The organism is Brevibacterium rongguiense (assembly GCF_009857845.1).
In the GTDB taxonomy this organism is placed as follows: Bacteria; Actinomycetota; Actinomycetes; order Actinomycetales; family Brevibacteriaceae; genus Brevibacterium; species Brevibacterium rongguiense.
In genome coordinates this window covers 62,409-87,708 of the sequence record NZ_WWEQ01000006.1, presented here as the reverse complement: position 1 = coordinate 87,708, position 25,300 = coordinate 62,409, and the positions used below count along the sequence as shown (strand labels likewise).

21 protein-coding genes are annotated in these 25,300 nt (G+C 70.7%); 17 read left to right on the top strand and 4 right to left on the bottom strand.

Translation table 11 applies throughout. The features are described 5' to 3' along the window. The 16 genes from GSY69_RS02650 to GSY69_RS02575 all read left to right on the top strand — a co-directional run. Positions 1-487 (top strand): IS3 family transposase (locus GSY69_RS02650; protein WP_160952349.1); only part of this gene is annotated, 487 nt, incomplete at its 5' end. Positions 488-506: 19 nt separating this feature from the next. Then, a complete protein-coding gene (locus GSY69_RS02645; RefSeq protein ID WP_160952348.1) occupies positions 507-1,508 on the top strand; it encodes a hypothetical protein in 1,002 nt (333 codons plus the stop codon). A 209-nt stretch (positions 1,509-1,717) separates the two neighbouring features. After that, positions 1,718-4,435 carry a DNA methyltransferase gene (locus tag GSY69_RS02640; protein WP_160952347.1) on the top strand — a complete coding sequence of 906 codons (2,718 nt, stop codon included), beginning with the start codon at positions 1,718-1,720 and terminating at the stop codon, positions 4,433-4,435. Further along, the gene (locus GSY69_RS02635; protein ID WP_160952346.1) at positions 4,432-6,417 is read left to right on the top strand and encodes a DEAD/DEAH box helicase; all 1,986 of its coding nucleotides are present in this window, start codon (positions 4,432-4,434) and stop codon (positions 6,415-6,417) included. The genes GSY69_RS02640 and GSY69_RS02635 overlap by 4 nt, the downstream gene beginning before the upstream one ends. Continuing rightward, positions 6,414-7,598, top strand: a complete 1,185-nt coding sequence (locus GSY69_RS02630; RefSeq protein ID WP_160952345.1) for a GIY-YIG nuclease family protein — start codon at positions 6,414-6,416, stop codon at positions 7,596-7,598. Before GSY69_RS02635 ends, GSY69_RS02630 begins: the two co-directional genes overlap by 4 nt. A gap of 95 nt (positions 7,599-7,693) precedes the next feature. After that, a complete protein-coding gene (locus GSY69_RS02625; protein ID WP_160952344.1) occupies positions 7,694-8,266 on the top strand; it encodes a Fic family protein in 573 nt (190 codons plus the stop codon). After that, positions 8,263-8,676 (top strand): recombinase family protein, encoded by a 414-nt coding sequence (locus GSY69_RS15325; RefSeq protein ID WP_456236790.1) that lies wholly within the window; start codon positions 8,263-8,265, stop codon positions 8,674-8,676. Before GSY69_RS02625 ends, GSY69_RS15325 begins: the two co-directional genes overlap by 4 nt. 121 nt (positions 8,677-8,797) lie before the next feature. After that, entirely contained in the window at positions 8,798-9,220 is a 423-nt protein-coding gene (locus tag GSY69_RS02615; protein ID WP_160952343.1) for a hypothetical protein, read from the top strand. 183 nt (positions 9,221-9,403) lie between these two features. Next, positions 9,404-10,891 (top strand): purine-cytosine permease family protein, encoded by a 1,488-nt coding sequence (locus tag GSY69_RS02610; protein ID WP_328698730.1) that lies wholly within the window; start codon positions 9,404-9,406, stop codon positions 10,889-10,891. A 240-nt stretch (positions 10,892-11,131) separates the two neighbouring features. Next, the gene (gene mvk, locus GSY69_RS02605; protein WP_160952341.1) at positions 11,132-12,091 is read left to right on the top strand and encodes a mevalonate kinase; all 960 of its coding nucleotides are present in this window, start codon (positions 11,132-11,134) and stop codon (positions 12,089-12,091) included. Then, on the top strand, positions 12,088-13,077 hold the full coding sequence (gene mvaD, locus GSY69_RS02600; RefSeq protein ID WP_160952340.1) for a diphosphomevalonate decarboxylase: 990 nt from the start codon (positions 12,088-12,090) through the stop codon (positions 13,075-13,077). The genes mvk and mvaD overlap by 4 nt, the downstream gene beginning before the upstream one ends. Beyond that, positions 13,074-14,171 carry a phosphomevalonate kinase gene (locus GSY69_RS02595; RefSeq protein ID WP_160952339.1) on the top strand — a complete coding sequence of 366 codons (1,098 nt, stop codon included), beginning with the start codon at positions 13,074-13,076 and terminating at the stop codon, positions 14,169-14,171. Before mvaD ends, GSY69_RS02595 begins: the two co-directional genes overlap by 4 nt. After that, positions 14,168-15,271 carry a type 2 isopentenyl-diphosphate Delta-isomerase gene (fni, locus tag GSY69_RS02590; protein ID WP_160952338.1) on the top strand — a complete coding sequence of 368 codons (1,104 nt, stop codon included), beginning with the start codon at positions 14,168-14,170 and terminating at the stop codon, positions 15,269-15,271. Before GSY69_RS02595 ends, fni begins: the two co-directional genes overlap by 4 nt. 191 nt (positions 15,272-15,462) lie before the next feature. After that, positions 15,463-17,175: a urocanate hydratase gene (gene hutU, locus GSY69_RS02585; RefSeq protein WP_160952337.1), complete on the top strand. Its 1,713-nt coding sequence runs from the start codon at positions 15,463-15,465 to the stop codon at positions 17,173-17,175. Positions 17,176-17,182: 7 nt separating this feature from the next. Next, on the top strand, positions 17,183-18,403 hold the full coding sequence (locus GSY69_RS02580) for a M20 metallopeptidase family protein (protein WP_160952336.1): 1,221 nt from the start codon (positions 17,183-17,185) through the stop codon (positions 18,401-18,403). A gap of 19 nt (positions 18,404-18,422) precedes the next feature. Continuing rightward, positions 18,423-19,868: a YfcC family protein gene (locus GSY69_RS02575; RefSeq protein WP_160952335.1), complete on the top strand. Its 1,446-nt coding sequence runs from the start codon at positions 18,423-18,425 to the stop codon at positions 19,866-19,868. Here GSY69_RS02575 and GSY69_RS02570 read toward each other — a convergent pair. From GSY69_RS02570 to GSY69_RS14100, 4 genes are read right to left on the bottom strand one after another with little or no spacing between them, the layout of a single operon-like run. Then, positions 19,852-20,751, bottom strand: a complete 900-nt coding sequence (locus GSY69_RS02570) for a galactosyltransferase-related protein (protein WP_160952334.1) — start codon at positions 20,749-20,751, stop codon at positions 19,852-19,854. The two genes, GSY69_RS02575 and GSY69_RS02570, sit on opposite strands and share 17 nt — an antisense overlap. Further along, a complete protein-coding gene (locus tag GSY69_RS02565) occupies positions 20,748-21,815 on the bottom strand; it encodes a glycosyltransferase family 28 protein (RefSeq protein WP_160952333.1) in 1,068 nt (355 codons plus the stop codon). Before GSY69_RS02565 ends, GSY69_RS02570 begins: the two co-directional genes overlap by 4 nt. Beyond that, entirely contained in the window at positions 21,812-22,183 is a 372-nt protein-coding gene (locus GSY69_RS14105) for a glycosyltransferase (protein WP_328698729.1), read from the bottom strand. Before GSY69_RS14105 ends, GSY69_RS02565 begins: the two co-directional genes overlap by 4 nt. Next, positions 22,180-24,105: a glycosyltransferase gene (locus GSY69_RS14100; protein WP_235936220.1), complete on the bottom strand. Its 1,926-nt coding sequence runs from the start codon at positions 24,103-24,105 to the stop codon at positions 22,180-22,182. Before GSY69_RS14100 ends, GSY69_RS14105 begins: the two co-directional genes overlap by 4 nt. A 175-nt stretch (positions 24,106-24,280) precedes the next feature. Here GSY69_RS14100 and GSY69_RS02550 point away from each other — a divergent pair, with 175 nt between their 5' ends. Next, positions 24,281-25,285: a WcbI family polysaccharide biosynthesis putative acetyltransferase gene (locus GSY69_RS02550; protein ID WP_160952332.1), complete on the top strand. Its 1,005-nt coding sequence runs from the start codon at positions 24,281-24,283 to the stop codon at positions 25,283-25,285. Positions 25,286-25,300 lie beyond the last annotated feature (15 nt).

Genomic DNA, 25,300 nt, shown 5'->3' with positions numbered 1-25,300 from the left:
GACCGACATCACCGAGCACTGGACTGATGAGGGCAAGCTCTACCTCTGCGCGATCAAGGACGCCTTCTCCGGCCGGATCGTCGGCTACTCCATGAGTGACCGGATGAAGGCCCGCTTGGCGGTGAACGCCCTGGCCAACGCGGCAACGCGGCGCGGCGACGTTGCTGGCTGCATTGTTCACTCAGACCGCGGGTCGCAGTTTCGATCCCGGAAGTTCGTCCACGCCCTGAACCAGCATCACCTCATCGGATCCATGGGCCAAGTCGGTGCTGCCGGTGATAACGCGGCGATGGAATCCTTCTTCGCACTGCTCCAGAAGAACGTCCTGGACCGGCGCCGTTGGCGCACCCGTGAGAAACTCCGGATCGCGATCATTACATGGATCGAACGGACCTACCACCGCCGCCGGCGTCAGGCCCGCCTGGGCCGATTGACCCCCATCGAATACGAGACCATCATGAACCCGACCGTCACCCTGGCGGCCTAAACCAAGCTGACACCTGATCGTGCATCAGTCCCATACTTTCCCCCGCGATCGTTCTCGCGAATACCTGCGAGACCTCCTGATTGCCACCGGCGTCCTGGCGCCAGACGCCCGCGAGCTCAGGGGCTTGCTCGCCTGGCTCGAGGACTTCCTCGCGCAGCAGCCCAGTTCTTATCGCCACACTCTGCAGACATACTCACGCTGGAACATCCTTAGACGGGCCCGTGCGCAGGCCGACAAGGGCCAACTCACCGACAATACGGTCGGAAACATCCGCAATCACCTACGGATGCTGGGTGAGTTTCTCACCTGGTTGAACGAGCATGAGACAGCGCTCGATCGCGCACGGCAAGCTCACATCGACGATTTCATCTCGACGCATCCAGACGCTACACGCCACCTCCCCCAGTTCCTCAGGTGGACGCATTCGACTGGCCGCAGCCGACTGCTGACGTCCCCCACCTACCGTTCTCAGCAGACGTCGCCACAGAGGGCCGGGAGCGAGCACTGGCGAACCGTTGAACGTCTGCTGCACGACGAGAGCATTCGTGCCGACACTCGAATCTGCGCGCTGTTCGTTCTGCTCTACGGCCAGCGGGTAGCGAACATCAGCCGAATGACGCGCGACGCCGTAACCGTCACCGCGGAGAACGTGACCGTCCGTTTCGCCGCAGAACCGATCGTGCTTCCGCCCGGCGTCGACACGCTTCTCAGAGCACACTTGCAGGCGCTCAGCAACAATCACGAGCAACGCAACGGACCATGGCTGTTCCCGGGCCGAAATCCCGCACGCCCGATCGACCACGGCGGCCTCGAGGTGAGATTGAAGCGCGTCGGGGTGGCTCCGCTAGCGGCGCGGACCACCGCGATGATGCAGCTCGCTGCCGAACTACCTGCCGCGGTGCTCGCGGGCTTCCTCGGCATCCACCCCCAAACGGCCGTCGTCTGGAACACGATCGCCGCCAGCTCCTGGAACAGCTACCCAGCGCTGCGCCGCTCCCAGAACTCGAGGACCGACGTATAGAACAGTCCCGAACAGGCACCTGAGGTCGCGAGTGACTCGAGACTCCCCGCCACGATCGGCTTGGAGGCCTATATCGGACGGCCTCAGACCCGCGCACCACCACGCTTCCAACCTCACCGATAAGCTTAGGAAAAGCGCTCCCAGCGATCCGTGGACGCGAGTCGGACACGCTGGGACCAGCGGCATCTTCAGGGTGAACAGGAGACTTCATGGCGAGATTAAATCTGAAGGCTATTGAAGAGAGGGTTGCGCCGCTGGCTGGTCGCGAGGGGTACGAACGGGACTTCATCTTCGACCTGCTCCTCGCCTACGGGAAGCCCCAGGGCAACGTTACGCGGCTGCGCAACGGCTCGCTCAACGTCGCGATTGATCCGGTGACCGAGGTCGCGCAGAAGAACGTCGTCTACTTCAAGGAGACGACCAGCGACCCGCTCGAAGTCATCGAGGATCTCAAGTCGACCCCCGCGGTGGTCCGCTTCAGTACGCGCTTCGTCATCGTCACGGACTACACCGAGTTGGTTGCTCACGATATCAAGACCAACGAGACGATCGGCTTCCCGATCCGCGAGATCGACCAGCACTTCACATTCTTCCTGCCGTGGGCGGGGATGGAGAAGGCGCAGTACGTCGCGGAGTCGCACGCCGACGTCAAGGCGGCCGAGCGCATGGGCAAGCTCTTCGACGAGCTGCTGCACGCTAACCCCGGGATCTTCGACGACGCGCAGGGGCGTCACTCGCTGAACATCTTCTTCACCCGGTTGCTGTTCTGCTTCTTCGCCGAGGACACGGGGATCTTCGAGGACAACCAGTTCACGAACGCGGTCGGGTCACAGACCCAGTCCGATGGGTCGGACCTCGCAGAGTTCCTCACCGACCTGTTCAAGGCGCTGGACACCGCCGATCCGGCTGACAAGCCGACGCATCTCGCGGGGTTCCCGTACGTGAATGGTCGGCTGTTCACAGTCACCGACGAGCAGGTCGTGCCGCGCTTCACGAAGCAGGCGCGCGAGGAGCTCATCGCCTCGGGGAAGCTCATCTGGCGAGACATCAACCCCGACATCTTCGGCTCGATGTTCCAGGCGATCGTCACGCCCGGCAAGCGCAGCGACCTCGGGCAGCACTACACGTCCGTGCCGAACATCCTCAAGACGATCGAGCCGCTGTTCTTGGATGATCTGAAGGCGGAGCTCAACGAGGCGCAGGACAGCGAACGGAGGCTAATCCGCCTGCTGGACCGAATCGCGGCGATCAAGGTGTTCGACCCCGCCTGTGGGTCAGGAAACTTTCTGGTCATCGCCTACAAGGAGCTACGCAAGCTCGAGCACGCGATTCTCGAGCGGCTGGCCGAGCTGAGCCCGTCGCACCAGATGCTCTGGGCGGACTCGAGGATCAACATCGAGAACTTTTACGGGATCGAGATCGACGACTTCGCGGTCGAGGTCGCGATCCTCTCTCTCTGGATCGCGAAGCACCAGATGAACAGAGAGTTCCGCGAGAAGTTCCGTGTCGAGATCCCGCTGATCCCACTGAAGGAGACGGGACAGATCAAGGCCGGCAACGCGACGCGGATGGACTGGAACGCGGTCTGCCCGAATGACGGTGACGCAGAGATCTATCTGATCGGCAACCCTCCGTATGTTGGCGCAAAGGTACAGACGAAGGAGCAGAAGACTGACTTCGGCCACGTGTTCGAACGACGTCCGTACTCGAAGAACCTGGACTACATCGCGCTCTGGTTCGTCAAAGGAGCTGACTACATCGAAGGCAGTCGAGCAGAACTTGCCTTCGTGACGACAAATTCGGTGGCCCAGGGCGAGCACGTGGCTCTCATGTTCCCAACGATCTTTGCGAAGGGGATCGAGATCGGCTTCGCCTACACGTCGTTCAGATGGGAGAACAACGCCAAGCGCAACGCTGGCGTGACTGTGGTTGTGGTGGGGCTACGAGTGATTCGGCCCGGAGAAAAGTTCATCTACACGGGCGACTTGCAGATCCGGGCTCACAACATCAACGGGTACCTTACCGACGGCGACAACGTGTTCATTACGAAGAGAACCAAGCCGCTGTCTGCGATCCCGGAGATGTCGTTCGGTAGCATGCCCAACGACAACGGCGGCCTCGTGCTGTCGGATTCAGAACGGGAACAGTTGATCTCCTCTCATCCAGAAGCCACGCGCTATATGAAGAGGTTCCTCGGTGCGAGCGAGTTCATCTCGGGCGCTGAACGCTTCGCGCTCTGGCTCGACGCCGGCAACGTGACGGCGGCGCTAAACGTCCCTGAGATTGCGAGACGGGTTGAATGCGTTCGCACGCATCGTTTGGCCAGCAAGAGAGAATCGACTAAGAAACTAGCTTCGGTTGCACACCGCTTCGGCGAGGTGCGTTACAAGCCGACTGACTCGATCATCGTGCCGAGCGTTTCATCGGAGCGGCGCGATTACATACCGATCGGCTACCTCGGGCCTGACACCGTCATTTCAAACGCTGCGTTTGCCATCTACGACGCCGAACCCTGGCTATTCGCCTTGCTGACTTCACGCATGCACATGGCTTGGACCCGCGCAGTAGGCGGCCAATTGGAGACTCGGCTCCGCTACTCGAACACGATTGTCTACAACAACTTCCCGGTTCCGCCGCTATCGGAGGCAACCAAAGAGAAGTTGACCGTGGCGGCGCTTCGAGTGCTGGACGTGCGTGAGTACCACTGCGAGCAGACGCTGGCCGAACTGTACGATCCGGACAAGATGCCGCAGGACCTGCGCGACGCGCACGCCGAGATCGACGCGCTGGTCGACTCGATCTATTCGAAGAAGCCGTACGAGACGGACGAGCAGCGCCTGTCTGACTTGTTTGCGCTGTACGAGCGCATGACTGCTGAGGAGGCCGCGAAGGCCCCGGCGAAGAAGACCCGGAGGACTGCGAAGTGAACGCGATCAACAAGACCGTGAACATTGTCGATGTCACGTACGCGCAGACGAAGGCGTCGGTGAACACGGACGCGCTGGGTATGCGTGAGATGCAGCAGCGTGTTTTCGAGCAGCGCGACGCTCAGTATCTGTTGGTGAAGGCTCCGCCGGCGTCGGGGAAGTCTCGTGCGCTGATGTTCGTGGCGTTGGACAAGCTCTACAACCAGGGTCGTAGGAAGGTCATCGTCGCGGTGCCCGAGAAATCTATCGGCGCGTCATTCGCATCTACCGATCTGACCAAGCATGGATTCTGGGCGAACTGGGAGATCAAGGACGAGCACAATCTTTGCCTGCCCGGTTCGGACGCGGGCAAGGTCGACGCGTTCATCGAGTTCCTCAGGGGACCTGACGCTGTGCTCGTGTGCACCCACGCGACGTTGCGGTTCGCGTTCGAGAAGCTGGCCCCGGAGTCGTTCAACGGCACGGTGCTGGCGATCGACGAGTTCCACCACGTCTCTGCCGACACGGAGTCGTCACGGCTGGGAGCGTTGCTCCGGGACGTGATGAACGGCTCCGACGTGCACATCGTGGCCATGACCGGCTCATACTTCCGCGGGGACTCGGTACCGGTGCTGTCGCCGGAGGACGAGGCGAAATTCACGCCGGTCACGTTCAACTACTACGACCAGCTCAACGGCTACGAACACCTGCGGTCGCTCGGCATCGGACACCACTTCTACCAGGGTCGGTACACGGACGCGATCGACCAGGTGCTCGACCTCGACAAGAAGACGATCGTGCACATCCCGAGCGTGAACTCCGGCGAGTCCACGAAGGACAAGATCGAGGAGGTCGGTCGTATCATCGACGCGATCGGCCACGTCGAGTCGACGGACCCCGACACGGGGATCATCAGCGTACGCCGCGAGGACAACGGCGAAATCGTGCGGGTCGCCGACCTCGTGGACGACACAGACCAGAAGAAGCGCGGGGACACGCTGCACTACCTGTCCCACACGGCGTCGAAGGAGCGCGACGGCGTCGACATTATCATCGCCCTGGGCATGGCGAAGGAGGGCTTCGACTGGCCCTTCGCGGAACACGCGCTGACGGTGGGCTACCGGGCCTCGCTCACCGAGGTGATCCAAATCATTGGGCGCGTGACGCGCGACAGCCCTGGAAAGTCGCACGCGCAGTTCACGAACCTGATCGCCGAGCCGGACGCCTCGCAGGGCGAGGTGAAGGTGTCGGTGAACAACATGCTGAAGGCGATCACGGCCTCGTTGCTTATGGAGCAGGTGCTCGCGCCGAACTTCAACTTCAAGACGAAGAAGTTCGACGACGACGAGTTCGTAAAGAAGGGCGAGCTAAAGATTAAGGGCTTCAAGGAGCCTTCGAGTGACCGCGTGAAGCAGATCGTCGCGACGGACTTGAATGACCTGAAGGCGACGATCCTGCAGGATGACACCTTTGCGCGGGCCGCCGCCGGGTCGATCGACGCGGAGACCACGAACAAGGTGCTGATCCCGAAGATCATTCGGGAGAAGTACCCCGACCTCACCGAGGAGCAGGTCGAGGAGGTGCGTCAGCAGGTTGTCGTGGACTCGGTGATCAAGAACGGTGAGGTCAAAACTGTTGGTGACCGGCGCATCATCAAGATGGCCGAGAGGTTCGTGAACATCGACGAGCTGAACATCAACCTCATCGACTCGGTGAACCCGTTCCAGCGGGCGTTTGAGGTGCTGTCGAAGTCGGTCACACCGTCGGTGCTGCGACTGATCCAGGACACGATCACGTCGACGAAGATCGAGTTCTCGGAAGAGGAGGCGCTGGCGCTGTACCCGAAGATCAAGACCTGGGTGCAGGTCAACGGCAAGCGCCCTGATGTGCGTTCGGAGGACCCGGTGGAGAAGCGCATGGCTGCGGCGCTGCTGTTCCTGCAGAAGCTGAAGCAGCAGCGCCGAGCGGATAAAGCCGCTACAGAAATGGTGGAACCCTCATGACACCGATTGATTTCACCTCCAATGAGAACCTGGTCGTCACTCTCGACGACATCCTCGACGACGAGCTCCTAGATACACCTGAGAAGCCGAAGAAGCTCACCTCGTCAGACCGCCTTGAGCGCGCGTTCCTCGAGATCGTCGAGTTTCGGCGCGTCGAGGGGCGGCTGCCGAGCTCGCACACGCGTGAGATCGCCGAGCGCAAGCTCGGTGCGCGCCTGGACGGGTTCCTCGCTAACGAGGCAAAGGCCGAGGCGGTGAAGCACCTCGACGAGTTCGGGCTCCTGGAAGCCCCCGCAGCGCCGGCGTCGCTCGACGAATTGCTCGAGGGCGACGACCTCGACGATCTGCTGGGCGACGAGTCCGGGATCCTCAACGTATCCGACCTGCCGGTGATCAAGCGCCCGGAGTCGGCCGAATCGATCGCGCAGCGAGTGAAGGCAAAGGACTTCGAGCAATTCGAGCCGCTGTTCAAAGCGAAGCACGCCGAACTGGCCGATGGCACATTCGTACTGAAACCGTTCACGGGCCTGGACCTGATCCGCGAGGGCGCGTTCTTCGTGCTCGGCGGGGTGATGTGCTTCGTATCGGAGGTCGGCGACGACGTCGCCCTCGTCGTGGGCGGCAAGCGGACGCAGAAGCAGCGCCTGCGGGTGGTGTTCGAGAACGGTACTGAGTCGGCGATGTATAAGCAGAGCCTGATGACGCGCATGTACGAGGCCCAGGGACAGGTGCTGGCGCGCGCCGGACACGACGTTAGCGACATCCTGGACGCGGACATCGAGAGCGGCCACATCTACGTTCTGCAGTCGCTGAGCACCGACCCGGTGATCGCGAACATGAAAGATCTACACAAGATCGGCTTCTCCACCACAAGCGTCGAACAGCGGGTGAAGGGCGCGTCGACCTCGCCGACCTACCTGATGGCACCGGTCAAGATCGTCGCCGATTACAGGGTGTACAACATCAAGGCGTCGGGTCTGGAGAACTTGCTGCACAGAGTGTTCGCCGACGTTCGTCTCGACCTTACGCAGATCGACCGGAGGGGCCGTGACTACGACCCATCAGAATGGTTCGTCGTTCCGCTCGACGTGATCAACCAGGCAGTTGCGATGATCATGTCTGGCGAGATCACGGAGTACCACTATGACCGTTCCACTGAGCGATTGGTCAGACATAGCTGAGGCGCCCGGAAGGCGCAGTTCGGCGTTGCCCCCTCGAAAATCGTCGATTAATTCGCACAACCAATACTGCACGTCCGCCAGTACACAACCGCGTCGTGGACCTGTGCAACACCGGCCGCGGCGGCACCGACGAGACCGTCTTCACCAGCCCCGAACGCCTCGACGAGATGGGCGAGGTCATCTTCTCCGCCTTCGCCCACCCGGATGAGCTGGCCCGGATGGGCCACGCGCAGCAGGTTGACGAGGTTGCCCGGCAGATGACCGGTATCAACATGCAGCACCCCTTCTTCGAAGGCAACGGTCGCACCACGCGCGCCTACATCGAACAGGTAGCCGACCGTGCCGGGATCCGCATCGACTGGGCCTCCTTCGCCGGGCGCCACAACGAGGTCATGGCCGCAGCCGCACACCTGGACCAAGAACCCCTCCGCCAGGCGCTCAACACCGCCATTACCCCGGCCCCGCCCGCGACCGTGCGGAAAGAGAGAGTGGCTGGGGCGGTGGAGCCGAGTGTCGATGAGCACCGCGACGCCACCGCACGCCTGACCCGCACCCACCCCGACAGCATTCTCGGCCGCAGCACCGGCCAGGAGGGGGCGGGGGAGAACCCGCAGACCGAGCGTGGCCAAGCAGCCGGTCCAGCCGTTGAGCGGGGGCGGGAGCCGTGAGCGTCTACGGGTACGCGCGCGTGTCCACGGCGGATCAGAATCCGCAGCTCCAATTAGACGCGCTGACCGCCGCGGGCATTGACGCCGAGCACACGTTCACCGACAAGGCGTCCGGTGCCAGCCCTGACCGTCCCGCGTTGTCCGGCCTCATGGCCACGCTGACGGCCGGGGACACGCTGGTGGTGTGGAAGTTCGACCGGCTTGGCCGCTCGACACCCCACCTCGTGGGGCTCCTCGACGAGCTGGGGGAGCGGGGTGTGGACTTCCGCTCCCTGACAGACCCGATCGATACGAGTGCACCCGCACAGGCCTCCAGGCCGCGAGTGCGTCGGGCAAGCAGGTGGGGCGCAAGCCCTCGATCAAACCGGGAGTGGCCCGCCACATCGACAAGCTGGCCGACCAGGGGATGAACAAGACCCGGATAGCCGCAACAGTCGGCGTGAGCCGCCATGCGGTCACCCGCTACCTGCACGGCCACCTCACCCACTACCGGACCGTCTACCAGGCCGCCAACACCCCGTCGGAGAAGTCATGAGCCGAACCGAACCTCGCACCCTGGACGCCACCATCGCCCGCGAGGGCCGTTGGTGGGTCGCGACTGTGCCCGAACTCGATATGGCCGCCCAGGGCCGCACCCTGCGCGGCGCGCAGACCGCCGCCCGCGAGGCGGCCGCACTGGCGCTCGACTGCGACGAAGGGGCCGTGGCGATCAGGGCTGAAATCGCCCTTGATGGCCAGACCCGCCAGGTCCTCGCGGAGGTCGCCCAGCTTCACGAGGAAGCCCGCACCGCCGAATCGCGGGCAGCCGACCTCGTCGGCGCGGTGCTCGCACGGCTGGTGGGTGAAGGTGTGTCTCAGGCCGATGCGGCACAGGTGCTGGGCATCTCGCGCCAGCGCGCCCAGCAGATGCTCAAACGGCACAGGGAGAACCCGAGCGGCCCCCCAAGCCGCTGACCGCTCACGCGGCCCGTGCGGTCAGCGCTGGATCGGCTGGCCGTCGTTCTATCCGAGATCTCGGAATCTTTCTGTGTCGCGCATCACGTCGGGCGGGTGTGACGGTGTTGAATGGGGGCATTCACCCTGCGCTGGCGCTCGTGGCGTCGGCCACGCCCTGCCACCGGACAACGAGGAGCACACGTGGCGCACACGAGGACCGCAGACGCAGGCAAGGGCCTGGTCGAGACCCGCACCATCGACATGGTGCCGGACGCCGAGCGCCACGGGCGCCCGTTCTCGCAGTTCACCCTGTGGTTCGGCTCCAACACGCAGATCACCGCGATCGTCGACGGGGCGCTGGCCGTCACCGTCTTCAAGTCCGGCGCGCTGTGGGCGATCATCGCCCTGTTCATCGGCAACGTCCTGGGCGGCATCATCATGGCCCTGCACTCCGCGCAGGGTCCCCGCCTGGGCCTGCCCCAGATGATCTCCTCGCGCGCGCAGTTCGGCGTGTACGGGGCGATCGTCCCCCTCGTGCTCGTCATCTGCATGTACATCGGCTTCGCCTCCACCGGCACCGTGCTCTCGGGCCAAGCCGTCAACGGCCTGCTCCACATCGACATCCCCTGGGTGGGCATCGTGGTGTTCGGCGCCATGACGGTGGTGGTCGCCCTCCTGGGCTACCGCTACATCCACATCCTCGGCCGCATCAGCTCCGTCACAGGCCTGCTGGGCTTCATCTACCTCACGATCTGCGTGTTCGCGCAGCTCGACGTCGGCACGCTCCTGGGCGCCGGCACGTTCTCCTTCCCCGTCTTCCTCTCCGTTGTGGGCCTGGGCGCCGGCTGGCAGCTCACGTACGGCCCCTACGTCGCCGACTACTCCCGCTACCTGCCGCGCGAGACACCCTCCGCCGCCACTTTCGGGTGGACCTTCGCCGGCTCCGTCATCGGCTCGCAGTGGTCGATGATCCTGGGCGTGCTCATCGGCGCCTCGGCCATGACCGCCGCCGGCAGCGAGTTCCTCGACAACCAGGTGGGCTTCATGGGAGTGCTCGCCGGCGGCGGCGTGCTCGCAATGCTCATCTTCATCGTCATCCTCATGTCGAAGCTGACGGTCAACACGCTCAACGCCTACGGCGCGTTCATGTGCGCCCTGACGATCTCGACCTCGTTCACCCACAACACCCGGGTGAGGAAGCGCACCCGCGCCGCCTTCGTCGTCGTCATCGTCGCCGCCACGGTGGTCGTGGCCCTCTTCGCCTCCGCGGACTTCCTGGCGAACTTCAAGAACTTCGTGCTGGCGCTGCTCATGGTGTTCACGCCCTGGAGCGTCATCAACCTCGCCGACTACTACCTCATCTCCAAGGACCGCTTCGACATCCCCGGCCTCTACGACCCCCGCGGCCGCTACGGGAAGTGGAACGCCGCTGCCCTCGTCAGCTACGCCGTGGGGGTCCTCGTCCAGATCCCCTTCCTCGACCAGACGATCTACACGGGCCCGTTCGTCAAGCTGCTCGGCGGCGCGGACGTCTCCTGGATCATCGGCATCATCGTCACCGCGGCCCTCTACATCCCGTGGGCCATGCGCCGGCCCGTGGCGCCGGCGGCCACGATCTACCCTGAGGCCACCGTTGTGCCGGAGATCGAGGCGCTGGCCGAGGAGGACGCGGAGGTCGCCGGCCACTGAGCGCACCCGCGCGGCGGCCGCGCTCGCACGGGCCGGCGCCCGCACAGGTCCGGTGGCGCGCACCGCTGCCGCGCACTCAGCGGCAGGCGGCCCTGTGACGAACGCCGCGTCCGGCGCGCGCCCTGCCTTCGGTATGATGGCGCGGGGCTCGTGGGCCTCGCGTCAGGGCACCGGCCGGGCCGCTCGCAGCCGCGGGCCGGGGGGCCTCCGGCACGACAGCGCAAAGGCGACGAACAGGCAATGAGCACAGCCCCCGGCGGCGAGCCGGCACGGACCGGCACCGGCCGCGCCCACGGCAAGGCGATCCTCCTGGGCGAGCACTCCGTGCTATACGGCACCCCCGCCATCGCGCTGCCGCTCACCGCCCTGTCCCTCACCGCCCGCCTGGCCGCCCAGCCCGCCGGCGAGCTCACCCTCGCAAGCGACCTCTACACCGGCCCCGCCGCTCAGGCCCCCGCCCGCATCGCACCCGTCGTCGCCGCGGTCGAGGCCGCCTGCGCGCAGGCCGGCCGGGCCCCGCGCGGCCTGGCCCTCACGATCGACTCGGAGATCCCCTTCGAGCGCGGCCTGGGCTCGTCGGCCGCCGTGGGCGCCGCGATCGCCCGCGCGGTCGCAGACCTCACGGGCGCGGACTTCGACGCCGAGGCCGTGCAGCGCGTCATCATGGCGGCCGAGACGATCGCCCACGGCCGCTCGAGCGGGCTCGACGGCCGCACCGTCGCCGCCGCGGGCCCGATCCTGCTGCGCGAGGGCGCCGTCGCCGAGGTGCCCGTGGGCCGGCCGCTCACCCTCGTCATCGCGGATTCGGGACGGCCCGGTGCCACCTCGCAGACCGTGGCCGCCGTGCGCGCGCTGCGCGAGGCGGACCCCGCCCGGGCCGATGCCGTCATCGCCCGCCTGGGCGCCATCGTGGAGGCCTCCCTCGAGCCCTTCGGCGACGGCCGCGCGGGCGAGCTCGGTGCGCTCATGGACGAGGCGCACAAGCTGCTGCGCGAGCTCCGCGTCAGCGACGCTGTCCTCGACCGCCTCGTCGCGGCGGCCCGGGCGGCCGGCGCCGCCGGGGCCAAGCTCACGGGCGGTGGCCGGGGCGGCTGCGTCCTGGCGCTCGCGCACGGCGCGGACGATGCCGCAGAGCTCCGGCGGGCACTGGCCGCCGCGGGGGCCGAGCGCACCTGGCAGACCACGGTGGCCGCGGCATGAGCGCGCCGGGCACCGCCACCGCGCGGGCGCAGCCGAACATCGCGCTCGTGAAGTACTGGGGCAAACGCGACGAGGACCTCATCCTGCCCGTCGCCGGCAGCCTGTCGATGACGCTCGACGCCTTCCCCACCACCACGCGCGTGAGCGTCGACCCCGCCCTGGACGAGGACTCCTTCGAGCTCAACGGCGCTCCCGCGCCCGCCGCGGCCCGCGCGCGGACCGTGCGCTTCCTCGAGCGGGTGCGCGAACTCGCCGGCGCCTCGGCCCGCGCCCGCGTCGTCTCGGCCAACGAGGCGCCCACGGGCGCGGGGCTGGCCTCGTCCGCCGCCGGCTTCGCGGCGCTGGCCCTGGCCGCCTCGCGCGCCTACGGGCTCGACCTCGACGCGCCCGCCCTCAGCCGCCTGGCCCGCCGCGGCTCCGGCTCCGCCTGCCGCTCGATCGTCGACCGCTACGCGCTGTGGCACGCCGGCACGGACGATGCCTCGTCCTTCGCGGAGGCGGTTCCCGCCCCGGACATGCGCCTCGTCATCGTCACCGTCGACGGCTCGGAGAAGGCCGTGTCCAGCCGCGAGGGCATGCGGCGCACGGCCGCCACCAGTCCGTTCTACCCGGCTTGGGCCGCGACGACGGAGCAGACGCTGGAGGAGATGGTGACCGCGTGCGCGGCCGGCGACTTCGAGGCGATCGGCCAGCTCACCGAGTCCCACGCCCTGCGCATGCACGCCGTCATCAATGCGAGCATGCCGCCGGTGCGCTACCTGGCCCCCGCGAGCGTCGCGGTGTTCGACGCCGCGGCGAGCCTGCGCGCGGCCGGCGTCTCCGCCTGGGCGACCGCGGACGCGGGCCCCAACGTGTGCGTGCTCACCAGGCCCGACGACGCCGCGGAGGTGGCCGCCGCCGTGGCGCCGCTCGGCGCCGTGCGCACCGTGGGCCCCGGCTCGGGTGCGCGGCTCGTGGACTCCGCCCAGCCGGAGGCGGGACAGTGATCGAGGTCAGCGCGCCGGGCAAGCTCTACATCGCCGGCGAGTACGCGGTCGTGGAGCCCGGCCACCCCGCCATCCTCGCCGCCGTGGACCGCTACCTCACCGTCGCCCTCACCGCCTCCGACGGCGTGGGCCACGTCCACTCCTCGCGCTACGGCCACGGCCCCGTCACCTGGTTCCACGACGACGACGGCGACTCGATCGTCGTCGAGCACAGCCCGCTCGACTACGTCACCGCCGCCATCGCCCTGCTCGAGCGGCTGCGCTCCGAGCGCGGCCTGCGCCCGCTCTACTACGACCTGCACATCGACACCGGGCTCGACGATGCCAGCGGGCGCAAGTTCGGCCTGGGCTCCTCGGCCGCGGTGACGGTGGCGGTCATCGACGCCCTCAACCGGTTCTACGAGCTGGGACTCAGCCCCATGGAGCGCTTCCGGCTCGCCCTCGTCGCCACGATCCACGTGGCGCCCAAGGCCTCCGGCGGCGACGTCGCCGCCTCGACGTTCGGCGGCTGGATCGCCTACACGGCGCCCGACCGCGCGGCGCTGCGCGCCCTCAGCGACGACCTGCCGGTCGCGGATCTGCTGGCCCGGCCCGAATGGGACGTGTGCACCGTGCGCCGCCTGCCGGAGCTGGCCGGCCTGCGCATGCTCGTGGGCTGGACGGGCTCGCCGGCCTCCACCGAGCGCCTCGTGCACCGCGTGAGCCTCAGCCAGGAGCGCCAGGACCGGGCCTACGCGCGCTTCCTGGCCGAATCCGATGCCGCCGTCGAGGAGCTCGTCCACGCGTGGGGCCGCGATCCGGACCGGGTGCTCGCGCTGCTGCGCCGGTGCCGGCGGCTGCTCGACGGGCTGGGCCGGCTGCGCGGCACGACCATCGAGACCGAGCAGCTCGCGTTCCTCTGCGACGAGGCCGAGGCGCTGGGCGCGGCCGGCAAGCCCTCGGGGGCGGGAGGCGGTGATTGCGGCATCGTGCTCGCCCCGGCCCGGGTGGGCGACGAGGCGCTGGCGGGGCAGTGGCGCCGCAACAGCATCCTCCCCCTCGACCTGCACCTCCACGCGCCCCGGGGCGCGGACCCACTGGCGGCCGTGCGGTGAGCGCCGACGCCGCGGGCCGTGGGGCGCGCAAGGACGACCACGTGCGCCTGGCCGGGCAGCAGTGGGAACCCGGCGCGGCCGGGCCCGCCGGCGGCCGGGACGCGGAATTCGACGAGCTCGAATTCGTCCACCACGCGCTGACGGGCGTCTCGCTCGAGCGGGTCGACCTGGGCGTCGAGCTGTTCGGCAGGCACCTGGCCGCGCCCTTCTACATCAACGGCATGACCGGCGGAACGGAGCGCACCGCCCGCCTCAACCGCGAACTCGCCGCCGCCGCGGCCCAGACCGGCACGGCCATGGCCTGCGGGTCGATGTCGATCGCGCTCGAGGACCCCGCGGCCGCGCGCGCCTTCACCGTCATCCGCGAGGAGAACCCGACGGGCCTCGTCATGGCGAACCTGGGCGCGGGCCGCAGCCCCGACGACGCCCGGCGCGCCGTCGACATGCTGGGCGCCGATGCGCTGCAGCTGCACGTCAACGCGGTCCAGGAGACCGTCATGCCCGAGGGCGCGCCCGCGCTGTCGGAGTGGCTGGCCGGCATCGAGGCGATCGTCGCGGCCAGCGAGGTGCCCGTCCTCGTCAAGGAGGTGGGCTTCGGCCTGAGCCCCCGCACGCTGGCCCAGCTCGCTGGGATCGGCGTGGAGTGGGCCGATGTCTCCGGGCGCGGCGGCACGGACTTCCTCGCCATCGAGAACGAGCGCCGCCCGGGCCGCGACTTCGCCTACCTCACCGGCTTCGGGCAGTCCGCGCCCGCCGCCCTGCTCGACGCCGCGGCCCACCGCGCGGAGTTCCCGGACCTCGCGCTGCTGGCCTCCGGCGGGGTGCGCAGCCCCTTGGACGTCGTGCGCTCGCTCGCACTGGGCGCCCGCGCCGTCGGCGTGGCCGGCGCCTTCCTGCGCGCCGTGGTCTCAGGCGGCGCCGAGGAGCTGGGCGGCCTCATCCGCGCCTGGCGGCGGCAGACAGCGGAGCTCGCCGCGCTCCTGGGGGCGCAGGGCCCGGACGGGCTGCTGCGCACGGACGTGCTGGTGCGCGGCCGGCTGCGCGAGTACTGCGAGCTGCGCGGCATCGACGCGCGCGCCTACGCGCGCCGGGGCGCGTGAGGGCGGCGCCGGCCGGCGCCCACGGCGCGAGCCGGGCGCGCCTCGGCGGCGGTGCCCTGTCCGACATACTGGACACAACGCCCGCCCGGCGGCGGGCGGACCCGGCCGCCGCCGGGCACAATCGAGGCATATCCCGGGCACCGGCCCCGCCGTCCAGGCGACCGGCCAGGCCCGCAGGCGAAGGAGCAGCGATGGCCCAGTCCCAGATCCCCGGCTTCACCCAGCACGATCCCTCCCGCACCGTCCGCGCCCCCCGCGGCACGGACATCACCGCCAAGTCCTGGCAGACCGAGGCGCCCAAGCGGATGCTCATGAACAACCTCGACCCGGAGGTCGCCGAGCGCCCCGAGGACCTCGTGGTCTACGGCGGCACCGGGCGCGCCGCGCGCTCGTGGGAGGCCTTCGACGCGATCGTGGCCACGCTCGACGACCTCGAGGACGACGAGACGCTCCTCGTGCAGTCGGGCAAGCCGGTGGGCGTGCTCAAGACCCACGAATGGGCGCCGCGGGTGCTCATCGCCAACTCGAACCTCGTGGGCGACTGGGCCGACTGGGAGCACTTCCGCAAGCTCGAGGCCGAGGGGCTCATGATGTACGGCCAGATGACGGCCGGCTCGTGGATCTACATCGCCACCCAGGGCATCCTCCAGGGCACGTACGAGACGTTCGCCGCGGTCGCGGAGAAGCGCTTCGGGGGCACCCTGGCCGGCACCCTGACCGTCACGGCGGGCTGCGGCGGCATGGGCGGCGCGCAGCCGCTGGCCGTCACGCTCAACGGCGGCGCCTGCCTCATCATCGACGTGGACAGGGCCCGCCTGGACCGCCGCAGGTCCAAGCGCTACCTGGACGAGGTGGAGACGGACCTCGACACCGCGCTGGAGAAGGTGCTCGCGGCGAAGGCGGACAGGCGCGCCCTGTCCGTGGGGCTCGTCGGCAACGCCGCCGAGGTGCTGCCGGCGCTCCTGGACCGCGGGGTCGACGTCGACATCGTCACGGACCAGACGAGCGCCCACGATCCGCTGTCCTACCTGCCCGTGGGCGTCGCGCTCGACGACTGGCAGGCGGAGGCCGAGGACGACCCGGAGAAGTTCACCCTGCGCGCCGAGGAGTCCATGGCGGCCCACGTCGCGGCGATGGTGGGCTTCCAGGACCGCGGCGCGGAGGTCTTCGACTACGGCAATTCGATCCGCGATGAGGCCCGCAAGGCCGGCTACGACCGCGCCTTCGAGTTCCCCGGCTTCGTGCCCGCCTACATCCGGCCCCTGTTCTGCGAGGGCATGGGCCCGTTCCGCTGGGTGGCGCTGTCCGGCGACCCGGAGGACATCCGCGTGACCGACGAGGCGCTCAAGGAGCTCTTCCCGGACAACGAGAAGCTCCACACGTGGCTCGACGCGGCCGCCGAGTACGTCGAGTTCGAGGGCCTGCCCGCGCGCATCTGCTGGCTGGGCTACCGCGAGCGCGCCCAGGCCGGCGTGCTGTTCAACCGGCTCGTCGCCGAGGGCAGGGTCTCCGCGCCCATCGTCATCGGCCGCGACCACCTGGACTCGGGCTCCGTGGCCAGCCCCTACCGCGAGACCGAGGCGATGGCCGACGGCTCCGACGCCGTGGCCGACTGGCCGCTGCTCAACGCCCTGGTCAACACGTCGTCGGGCGCCACGTGGGTCTCCATCCACCACGGCGGCGGCGTGGGCATGGGCCGCTCCATCCACGCTGGCCAGGTGTCCGTGGCCGATGGCAGCGAGCTGGCCGAGCGCAAGCTCGAGCGCCTGCTGACCAACGATCCCGGCATGGGCGTCATCCGCCACGTCGACGCCGGCTACGACCGCGCGGTCGAGGTCGCCCGCGAGCGCGGCATGCGCGTGCCGATGATCGCAGAGCTCGACGTCCGCGCGCAGGAGGACTGAGCGCTCCATGGCATCGCCCCAGCTCGACCGGCTGCCCGCGGAGGCCGCGGCGCTCCAGCCCGACCTCGTGGCGTTACGCCGCGCCCTCCACGCCGCCCCCGAGGTGGGCACGCACCTGCCCGGGACCCAGCGCCTCGTGCTCGCGGCGCTCGAGGGCCTGGGACTCGAGATCCGGTGCGGGGAGGCGCTGACCTCGGTGGTCGCCGTGCTGCGCGGCGCGCGGCCGGGCCCCGCCGTGCTGCTGCGCGGGGACATGGACGCCCTGCCGGTGCGGGAGGAGACCGGCCTGCCGTTCGCCTCGGACAACGGCAGCATGCACGCGTGCGGGCACGACCTGCACACGGCCGGCCTCATCGGCGCGGCCCGCCTCCTCGCGGCGCACCGGGAGGAGATCGCGGGCTCCGTCGTCTTCATGTTCCAGCCGGACGAGGAGGGCGCCGGCGGTGCGGAGCCGATGCTCGCCGAGGGACTGCTCGACGCCGCGGGCGAGCCGCCCGTGGCGGCCTATGCGCTGCACGTGCAGCCGGGCCCGGCGGGGCTCTTCCTCACCCGTCCGCAGACGGCGATGGCGGGCTTCGTCGACCTGGAGATCGTCATGCACGGCAAGGGCGGCCACAGCTCGCAGCCGCAGCTGTGCATCGACCCGGTGCCGGCAATCGCGGAGCTGACCCTCGCGCTGAACACCATGACGACCCGGCAGTTCGACGTCTTCGACCCCGTCGTCGTGTCCGTCACGCAGCTGGCCGCCGCGCGGGCCAACAACATCATCCCCGACTCGGCCTCGCTGGGCGCCTGCCTGCGCTACCTCACCCCGGCCGTCGTCGAGGCGCTGGACGCGCGGATCTCGCGGCTGGCTCACGGGATCGCCGCCGCCCACGGGTGCACGGCCGAGGTCCGGTTCGCCCCGGGGTTCCCGCCCACCGTGAACGACGAGGCGGAGACGGAGTTCGCCCTCGACGGCCTGCGCGGGCTCTTCGGCGCGGACCGGGTGCGGCTCATGGCGGAGCCCGAGATGGGCTCGGAGGACTTCTCCTACGTCCTCGAGCGGGTGCCCGGCTGCTACTTCTACCTGGCGGCAACGCCGGCCGGCGTCGATCCCGACGCCGAGGACAACCACTCCCCGCGCGTGCAGTTCGACGACGCCGTCCTGGGCGACCAGGCGGCGGCGCTCGCCGGACTCGCCCTCGCCCGCCTGGCGCGGGACGAGGACAGCGCACCCAACCAGTGAGGGGCCCGTCATCGGACCTGTGAACACCGCGCCCGCGCGCCTGCGGAAGGGCCTGCGGGCCGACCGCGTGCCGCACACCTTCGTCATCCTCTTCGGCATCACCGTGCTGCTCGGCATCGCCACCTATCTCATCCCCGCCGGCGAATACGACAAGCGACCGGACTCCGCCGGCCGCGACCTGGTCATCAGCGGCACGTACCACGCGGTGGCCGCCGCCCCGGCCAGCCCGGCCGATCTCTTCATGTCCGTCCTCGCGGGCATGGAGAAGGGTGCGGAGATCATCTTCTTCCTCCTCATCATCGGGGGCTGTCTGGGGGTGCTCAACTCCACCGGCGCGGTCGACCGGATGCTGCGGCGGGTGCTCGCCCGGTTCGCGGGGCGCGAGCTGTTCATCATCCCCGTGGTGCTGGGCTTCTTCGCGCTTGCCGGGGCCACGTTCGGCATGAGCGAGGAGGCGATCCCCTACCTCATCATCATCCTGCCGATCCTCCAGCGGATCGGCTTCGACCGAATCCTCATCGCGGCGCTGCCGCTCGTCGGCACCGCGGTGGGCTGGGCCGGGTCCATTACGAACCCGTTCAACATCGGCATCGCTCAGCAGATCGCCGGGGTGCCGCTGTTCTCCGGCATGGCGGTGCGCGCGGGGCTCCTCGTCATCCTCTACGTCGTCGCGGCGGCCTACTTCATGCGCTACGGGGCGAAGATCCTCAAGGACCCGAACAAGAGCCTCGTGGGCATGGGCGCCGCCGCTCCGGATGGCTCGCCGCAGCCCGCGGGCGGCCCGGACGGCGGCGCCGGCGATCCGCAGGACGGCCCGTTCACCGCGCGCGATATCGCGATCGTGTGCGTCTTCGTCGCGGCGATCGTCACGGTGCCGGTGGGGATCATCGCGTTCGGGTGGTTCATCGCGGAGATGTCCGCGGTGTTCATCGTCATGGCGCTCATCGTGGCCGTCATCGCGCGGATGGACTACAACGCGGTGGCGGAGACGTTCACCGCCGGCTGCAAGGACCTGCTCGTGGCCGCGCTGTCCGTGGGCCTCGCCTACAGCGGCATCGTGCTGCTGACTGACGCGCACGTGCTGGACACGATCGTCTACGGGATGGCCAGCGCGGTGGGCAGCCTGTCGAGCACGTTCGCCGCCGGCGGCATGGTGGTGGCGCAGAGCGCCATCAACTACCTCGTGTCCTCCGGCAGCGGCCAGGCCGCGCTGACGATGCCGATCATGGCCCCGCTGTCCGACCTCGTGGGCGTCAGCCGCCAGACCGCGGTCCTCGCCTTCCAATTCGGCGACGGCATCTCGAACTGCCTCACCCCCACGAGCGGATCGATGATGGCGGGCCTCGCCATCGCGGGGGTCTCGTGGTTCACCTGGGCGCGCTTCCTGCTGCCGCTCATGGGAGTCTTCTACGCGATCGGCTGCGCCTACGTCATCGTCGTGCACATGTTCATCTGGACCGTCTGAGCCGCAGGCCGGCCTCCGGGCCGGCGGCACGGGGGTCGTAGTCCACGAGCCCCGCCGCGGCGAAGGCCTCGAGCCACCCGCGCATCGGCCAGTGGCCCCAGCGCCGGAAGAACAGGCGGGCGTTGGCCACGATGTCCTCGAGATGCTCCACCGGCGGCCGGCTGACCGGGTGGTACAGGTGCACGGCGGCCGCACCGCCCGCCCACACGAGGTCCGCGCCGGCCCGCCGGGCGCACAGCGCGAAGTCCGTGTCCTCCCCGCCGTAGCCGCAGTAGTCCTCGCAGAAGCCCCCGATGCGGGCGAAGGTGCGCGGGCGCAGCGCGAAGGCCAGGGACCAGAACAGGGCGTAGTCGGCCTCCGCGGCCTCCGCTGCCCGCACGGCCTGCAGCGTGCCCGCCGGCGGGTCGGGGCGCGCGGGATGGGGCCGGCGGATCGCGGTCATCGCGGCGATCGGGTCCGGCCCCGGGGTGCTTGCGGCCCGCTGCCCCAGCGCGAGGCGCGGATCCGTCTGCGCCTGGGTCAGGTAGGTGACGGGGCCGGTGAGCAGCGCATCGGGCTCGCGCACCGCGGCCGCCTCGAGGGCGGGCAGGAAGCCCGGTGCCGGCAGGCAGTCCGCGTCGAGGAAGACGAGGAGGTCGGCACCCTCCCGGCTGCCGGCCTCGGCCAGGGCGTTGCGCGCCCGGGCCAGGGGCAGGCGGCCCCGCGCCGGCACGTGCAGGGGGGTCATGGAGGACGGCAGGCGCTGCGCGGCGAGGTCCGAGGGGGAGGGGCTCAGGACGGCCACGCGATGGCGGGCCGGCGGCGCGGCGGCAAGGGCCGCATGCTGGGCGAGCACGCGGTGGAGGCGGTCCGGCGTCGCGAGCGTGAGGACCTCGACCCTCATGGGCGCCCACCGCAGGCGGCGGTGATCGCGGCCGCCGCGGCGGCGGCCCCGTCCGGGCGGTGCCAGCCGCGCAGCGGCCCGGCGGCGCGGGCCCGATCGAGCAGGCCGTCCCACGCGGCGGGCGGGGGCGGGCTGTCCACGACGACCGCGCCCAGCTCGGCGAGCATGCGCGCCGTCGCCGCCTGCTCGCCGAACGGGCGGGGCGCCGGCAGGATCGCCCCGGGCCGGCCGGAGCGGGCGAGCTGGGCGACGCTGCCCAGCCCCGCACCCACGATCGCGACGTCGCAGGCGGCCAGCTCCGCCGCCACGGCGGGGCTGAACGGATGGCCGGGCACGCCGATCAGCCGCCACGCATGGCGGGAGGCCGCGGCGGCGGCCTCGAGGTCCCGGGCGGTGAGCAGCGAGCCGCCGGCGCCGCCCACGGCGAGCACCCGCAGCCGTCCCTCGGCCGGCGCCTCAGACCGCGTGCCGGCCGGTGCGGCGGCGTCCCGGCCGGTGTCCTCGGGATCGTCGTCCGGCGCGAGGCCGCCCACGCACACGGCCCGCGCCCGGCCCACGAGGTGCGGGGCCGCAGCGGCGAACGCGGACGCGCCCAGCGCCTCGGCGGAGGGGAAGGGCGCGATGATGACGCTGGCCAGGTCGAGCGCCAGCCGATGCGGGGCGTCCGTGCGGTCACCCGGCTGGGTGAACAGCGCCACCGGGAGGCCCAGCAGCCGCCCCAGGAGCGCGGCCTCCGCGGAGACGTCCACGACGAGTCCGGAGAGCCCGAGCGCGGCCTGGGCGATGGCGGCGAGGCGGCGGGCGTGGCCCCGGTGCAGCAGCGGAGCCCAGTGGAGCCGCCCGCCGGCGGTGGGGTCGGCGCGCGCGGGGTCCGGGCACGCCTCCTCCGGCCCGGCATCGGCGTCCAGTCCCACCCAGCGGACCGGGCCCGCCGCGGACGCGGGCGGGCGCGCGGGCGCGGGCAGGGAGGAGAAGACGGTGATGGGCTGACCGATCAGGGGCGCCACCGCGCGCAGGCGGTCCAGGTGTCCGCGCCCGTGGTGGTGGAGGTACCAGCCGATCATGCCCCCGCCGCCAAGTCGGAGCGGGCCCCGCCCCGGCGCGGAGCGCGGGCGGCGAGGCGGCGGTAGCGCCGCTCGAGCGCGTCGACGGTGCGGTCGAAGGAGAACCGCTCGAGCGCCTGGGCGCGCGCGATGGAGCGCGCCTGCTCGGCGGCGGCGGGATCGGAGCGCAGCGCGAGGAGCGGGCGCAGCGCGGCCGCGAGGTCCGCGACCTGGGCGCGCGGGTTCGCTCGCGGCGCCACGAGGTGGACGCCCTCCACCCCGGAGAACGTCTGGCCCAGGCCGCCGCGGGCGATCGCGACGACGGGCGTGCCGCAGGCGAGCGCCTCGGCCACCACCTGGCCGAACGGCTCGTCCCACACGGGGGTCACGAGCGCGCCGCGGAGTCCGCGACGACGCCGGCGAGCTCGCGGACGGGCAGCGGTCCGCGCACGTCCACCAGGCTGCCCGCGGCCGCCGCCGCGGGCCCGAAGACCTCCTGCGCGTAGGCCTCATCGCCCACCGGGCCGACGACGGTGAGCCGGGCCCCGGCCCGCACGGCCGCCGCAACGGCGAGGTGCGGTGCCTTCTCCGGCACGATGCGCCCGAACCAGCAGATGCCCTCGCCCCCCGGGCCCAGCGTCCACTCGCCGGTGGCGACCCCGTTGCGCACGACGTCCGCGCTCACCCCGCGCGCGGCCCAGGCGGCGGCCGTATGGCGCGAGACGGTGATGAGCTCGGAGGGGGCGGACTCACCGGAGGCGGAGGCCCGCCCCCGCCCGCCCGCGCACAGGGCCGCGATCATCTCCGGCTGGGGCGGCGTGTGGAGGGTCGTGAGGAGCGGCACGGGGCCCGGGGTGCGCAGCGGCAGGGGGTGCGCGCTGTGGTCGTGGATGACGTCGAACGCCTCCGGGTGGGCATGCGCGTAGCCGAGCGCCCGCGCGAGCGCCGCCGCCTCCACGGGCAGGAGCGCGGGCGGCAGGCGCGCATCCGTGCGCTGCGCATCGGCGGGCCACTCGGCACGCGGATAGGCGAACGCGGGCACCCCGGAGTCCAGCAGGTCGGAGCCCTCGGGGGCTGCCAGGGAGACACGGTGGCCGCGCCGGCGCAGCTCGCGCGCCAGCGACCACACGTGGGACTCGAGGCCCCCGCGGTGCGGCTGGCCGATCGGGTGGGTGAACGCGGACAGCAGCAGGATCGACAGGCCCTCCGGCGCGCCCACCACGGCTCGGCCGGCCCCGCTCGCGCGGGCCCGCCGGTAGACGGCGGTGTGCTCGGAGCGGAACGTGCGCAGCCGGCGCCGGCGCTCGGCCGGCTCCAGGCGGGGCAGCGGCGCGAGGCGCTCCGCCGCGGCCAGCGCGGCCACGATGTCCGCTGCGCCGTCGGAGGCGAGCGTGAGGTTCGCCTGCCGGTGCTGCTCGCCCAGGTAGCCCACCCGGGGCATGAGCGTGCGGGTGCCCAGGTCGTTGGCGAGCTCGAGCAGGCCGGAGTGCGTCCCGTGCGCATAGGGCAGTGCGAGCAGGTCGAGGCCGGTGATCCAGGCCTCGAGCTGGGCGTCGCTGAGCCGGGGGGTGCGCACGGTTCGGACCCGCTCCAGCGGCGCGAGCTCGCGCAGCAGGGCACGGGCGGCGGCCTCGCGGCCTGCGCGGAAGGTCCCGTGGTGGAGGACCTCGAGGCTCCAGCCGGGGCAGTGCGCCGCGAGCGCGGCGGCCAGCGAGCCGATGAGCCCCACGTCCACGGACGGGCGGGCGTCCTTGAGCAGGACGCCCACCGTGCGGCCGGTCCGGCGCCCGGCGCCCCAGGGCTCCTCGGGCTGAGCCGGCTCCCCGGGGCCCGCGGGGGCGCCGAGCGGTGGGTGCTCGACGACGATGGCCCGTCGGCCGTAGCGCGCCTCGATCTCGGCGGCCGCGCCGGGGGTGAGCGTGAGGACCTCGGCGGCTGCGACGACGAGCAGGCCCAGGCGCTCGCGGAACGCCTCCTGCTCCGCGGCGGCGAGCTGGGGGTTGTCCAGGTCGTGCACGGTGAGCACGAGGGGCTTGCGGTGCGCGCGCAGCGCGGCGCAGAACGCGCTCAGCTGCTCGCGGGTGAAGCCCTCGAAGCCGAAGTGCACGTGGCAGACATCGAAGCGGTGGGCGTTCGCCGCGACCCAGCTGGGGTCGAACGCGGGGGAGGCGCGCCAGGCGGACTCCGGGGCGTCCTGGACACCCGGTGCGAGCGGCACGCGCTCCACGTGGGCCGCCTCGATCGCGGCATCGACGTAGGGGTGGGTCGATGGCACCGAGAGGACCCGAATCCGCACCGTTGACCTGCCCATCTCCGGGAATCGCCCCGACTAGCCGATGTGGGCCGGCCCTCCGTGTGCCGCAGCGGCGGCGCGGCCGTCCCTTGCCATCGTAAGGCACCTTGTTCCTCTGCGGGCGCGGGTCCTCTGCGGGCGCGGGCGGGGGCACCGCCGCCGGGCGGGCCGGCCGGGCCGCTAGGCTGGGCGGGTGACGACCTCGCGCGCCTCCGGGGCGCACCGCACCGCGGCATGGCGCCGCCATTACGGTCGCTTCTTCGGGCTGGCCGATCCGGCGCCCGGCGACCGCCCCCTCGTCGTGGTGCACGGGAACTGCCAGGCGGGGTCCGTGCGGCGCCTGCTCGAGACCGCGGGGGCCGATGCGCCGCTCATCCCGCCCGTCCACGAGCTCGAGGCCGAGGACCTGCCCCACCTGCGCCGCCTGCTCGCGGCCGCGGACTTCCTCGTGGCCCAGCCCGTCCGCCGCGGCTACCGCGGGCTGCCCATCGGCACGGAGGACATCGCCGAGGAGCTGGGGCCCGGCGCGGGCACGGTCCTGATCCCCTCGCTGCGCTTCTCCGGCTACTTCCCCGCGCAGGCGACGCTGCGCCCCGCCTGGGCGGGGGCGGTCGATCCACCGCTCGTCGCCTACCACGATCTGCGCACCCTCCTCATCGCCCACCGCGCCCCGCACCTCGCCGCCGATCCGGAGGCGCCCGGGGCGCCCGCCCGCATCGCCGCCGCGGCCGGGGAGCTCGAGGTCTCCGCCGCGGCCGTAGCGCGGCTCGGCGCGGACTCCGTGGCCGAGCTGGCCCGGCGGGAGGCGGCGGCCGGTGCGGTGCCGGCGTCGGACCTGCTGGCGGCGGACATCCGCGCCTACCGCACCCACCACACGCTCAACCACCCCGCGAACGCGTTCTTCGCACGGGTGGTCGAGCGCGTGGTCCGGCGCCTGCGCGACCTGGGCGCCGCGCTGCCGGGCGCCGTGCGACCGCCGGACTTCGAGATGCTCGGAGCGGTCAGGGCCGCGCTCGAGGCCGCCGCCGCGCAGCACTTCGGACTGCCGGCGCGGCCGTGGAGCGTGGACGGCCGCGAGCTGCCGGCCGCTCGCCTGCGCGCGGCCCAGCTTGCCTGGTACGCGCAGCATCCCGACTTCGTGTCCTACGGCCTTGAGCACTGCCGCGCCCGGCTGCGGCTGCTGGGCTGGGTGGACTGATGGCCGGGGGCCGCT

Coding starts and splice junctions, on each gene's coding strand:
- GSY69_RS02565 (WP_160952333.1), bottom strand. CDS start 21,815: ATGATCGGCTGGTACCTCCACCACCACGGGCGCGGACACCTGGACCGC.
- GSY69_RS02615 (WP_160952343.1), top strand. CDS start 8,798: ATGAGCCGAACCGAACCTCGCACCCTGGACGCCACCATCGCCCGCGAG.
- GSY69_RS02630 (WP_160952345.1), top strand. CDS start 6,414: ATGACACCGATTGATTTCACCTCCAATGAGAACCTGGTCGTCACTCTC.
- mvk (WP_160952341.1), top strand. CDS start 11,132: ATGAGCACAGCCCCCGGCGGCGAGCCGGCACGGACCGGCACCGGCCGC.
- hutU (WP_160952337.1), top strand. CDS start 15,463: ATGGCCCAGTCCCAGATCCCCGGCTTCACCCAGCACGATCCCTCCCGC.
- GSY69_RS02580 (WP_160952336.1), top strand. CDS start 17,183: ATGGCATCGCCCCAGCTCGACCGGCTGCCCGCGGAGGCCGCGGCGCTC.
- GSY69_RS02570 (WP_160952334.1), bottom strand. CDS start 20,751: ATGAGGGTCGAGGTCCTCACGCTCGCGACGCCGGACCGCCTCCACCGC.
- GSY69_RS02640 (WP_160952347.1), top strand. CDS start 1,718: ATGGCGAGATTAAATCTGAAGGCTATTGAAGAGAGGGTTGCGCCGCTG.
- GSY69_RS14100 (WP_235936220.1), bottom strand. CDS start 24,105: ATGGGCAGGTCAACGGTGCGGATTCGGGTCCTCTCGGTGCCATCGACC.
- mvaD (WP_160952340.1), top strand. CDS start 12,088: ATGAGCGCGCCGGGCACCGCCACCGCGCGGGCGCAGCCGAACATCGCG.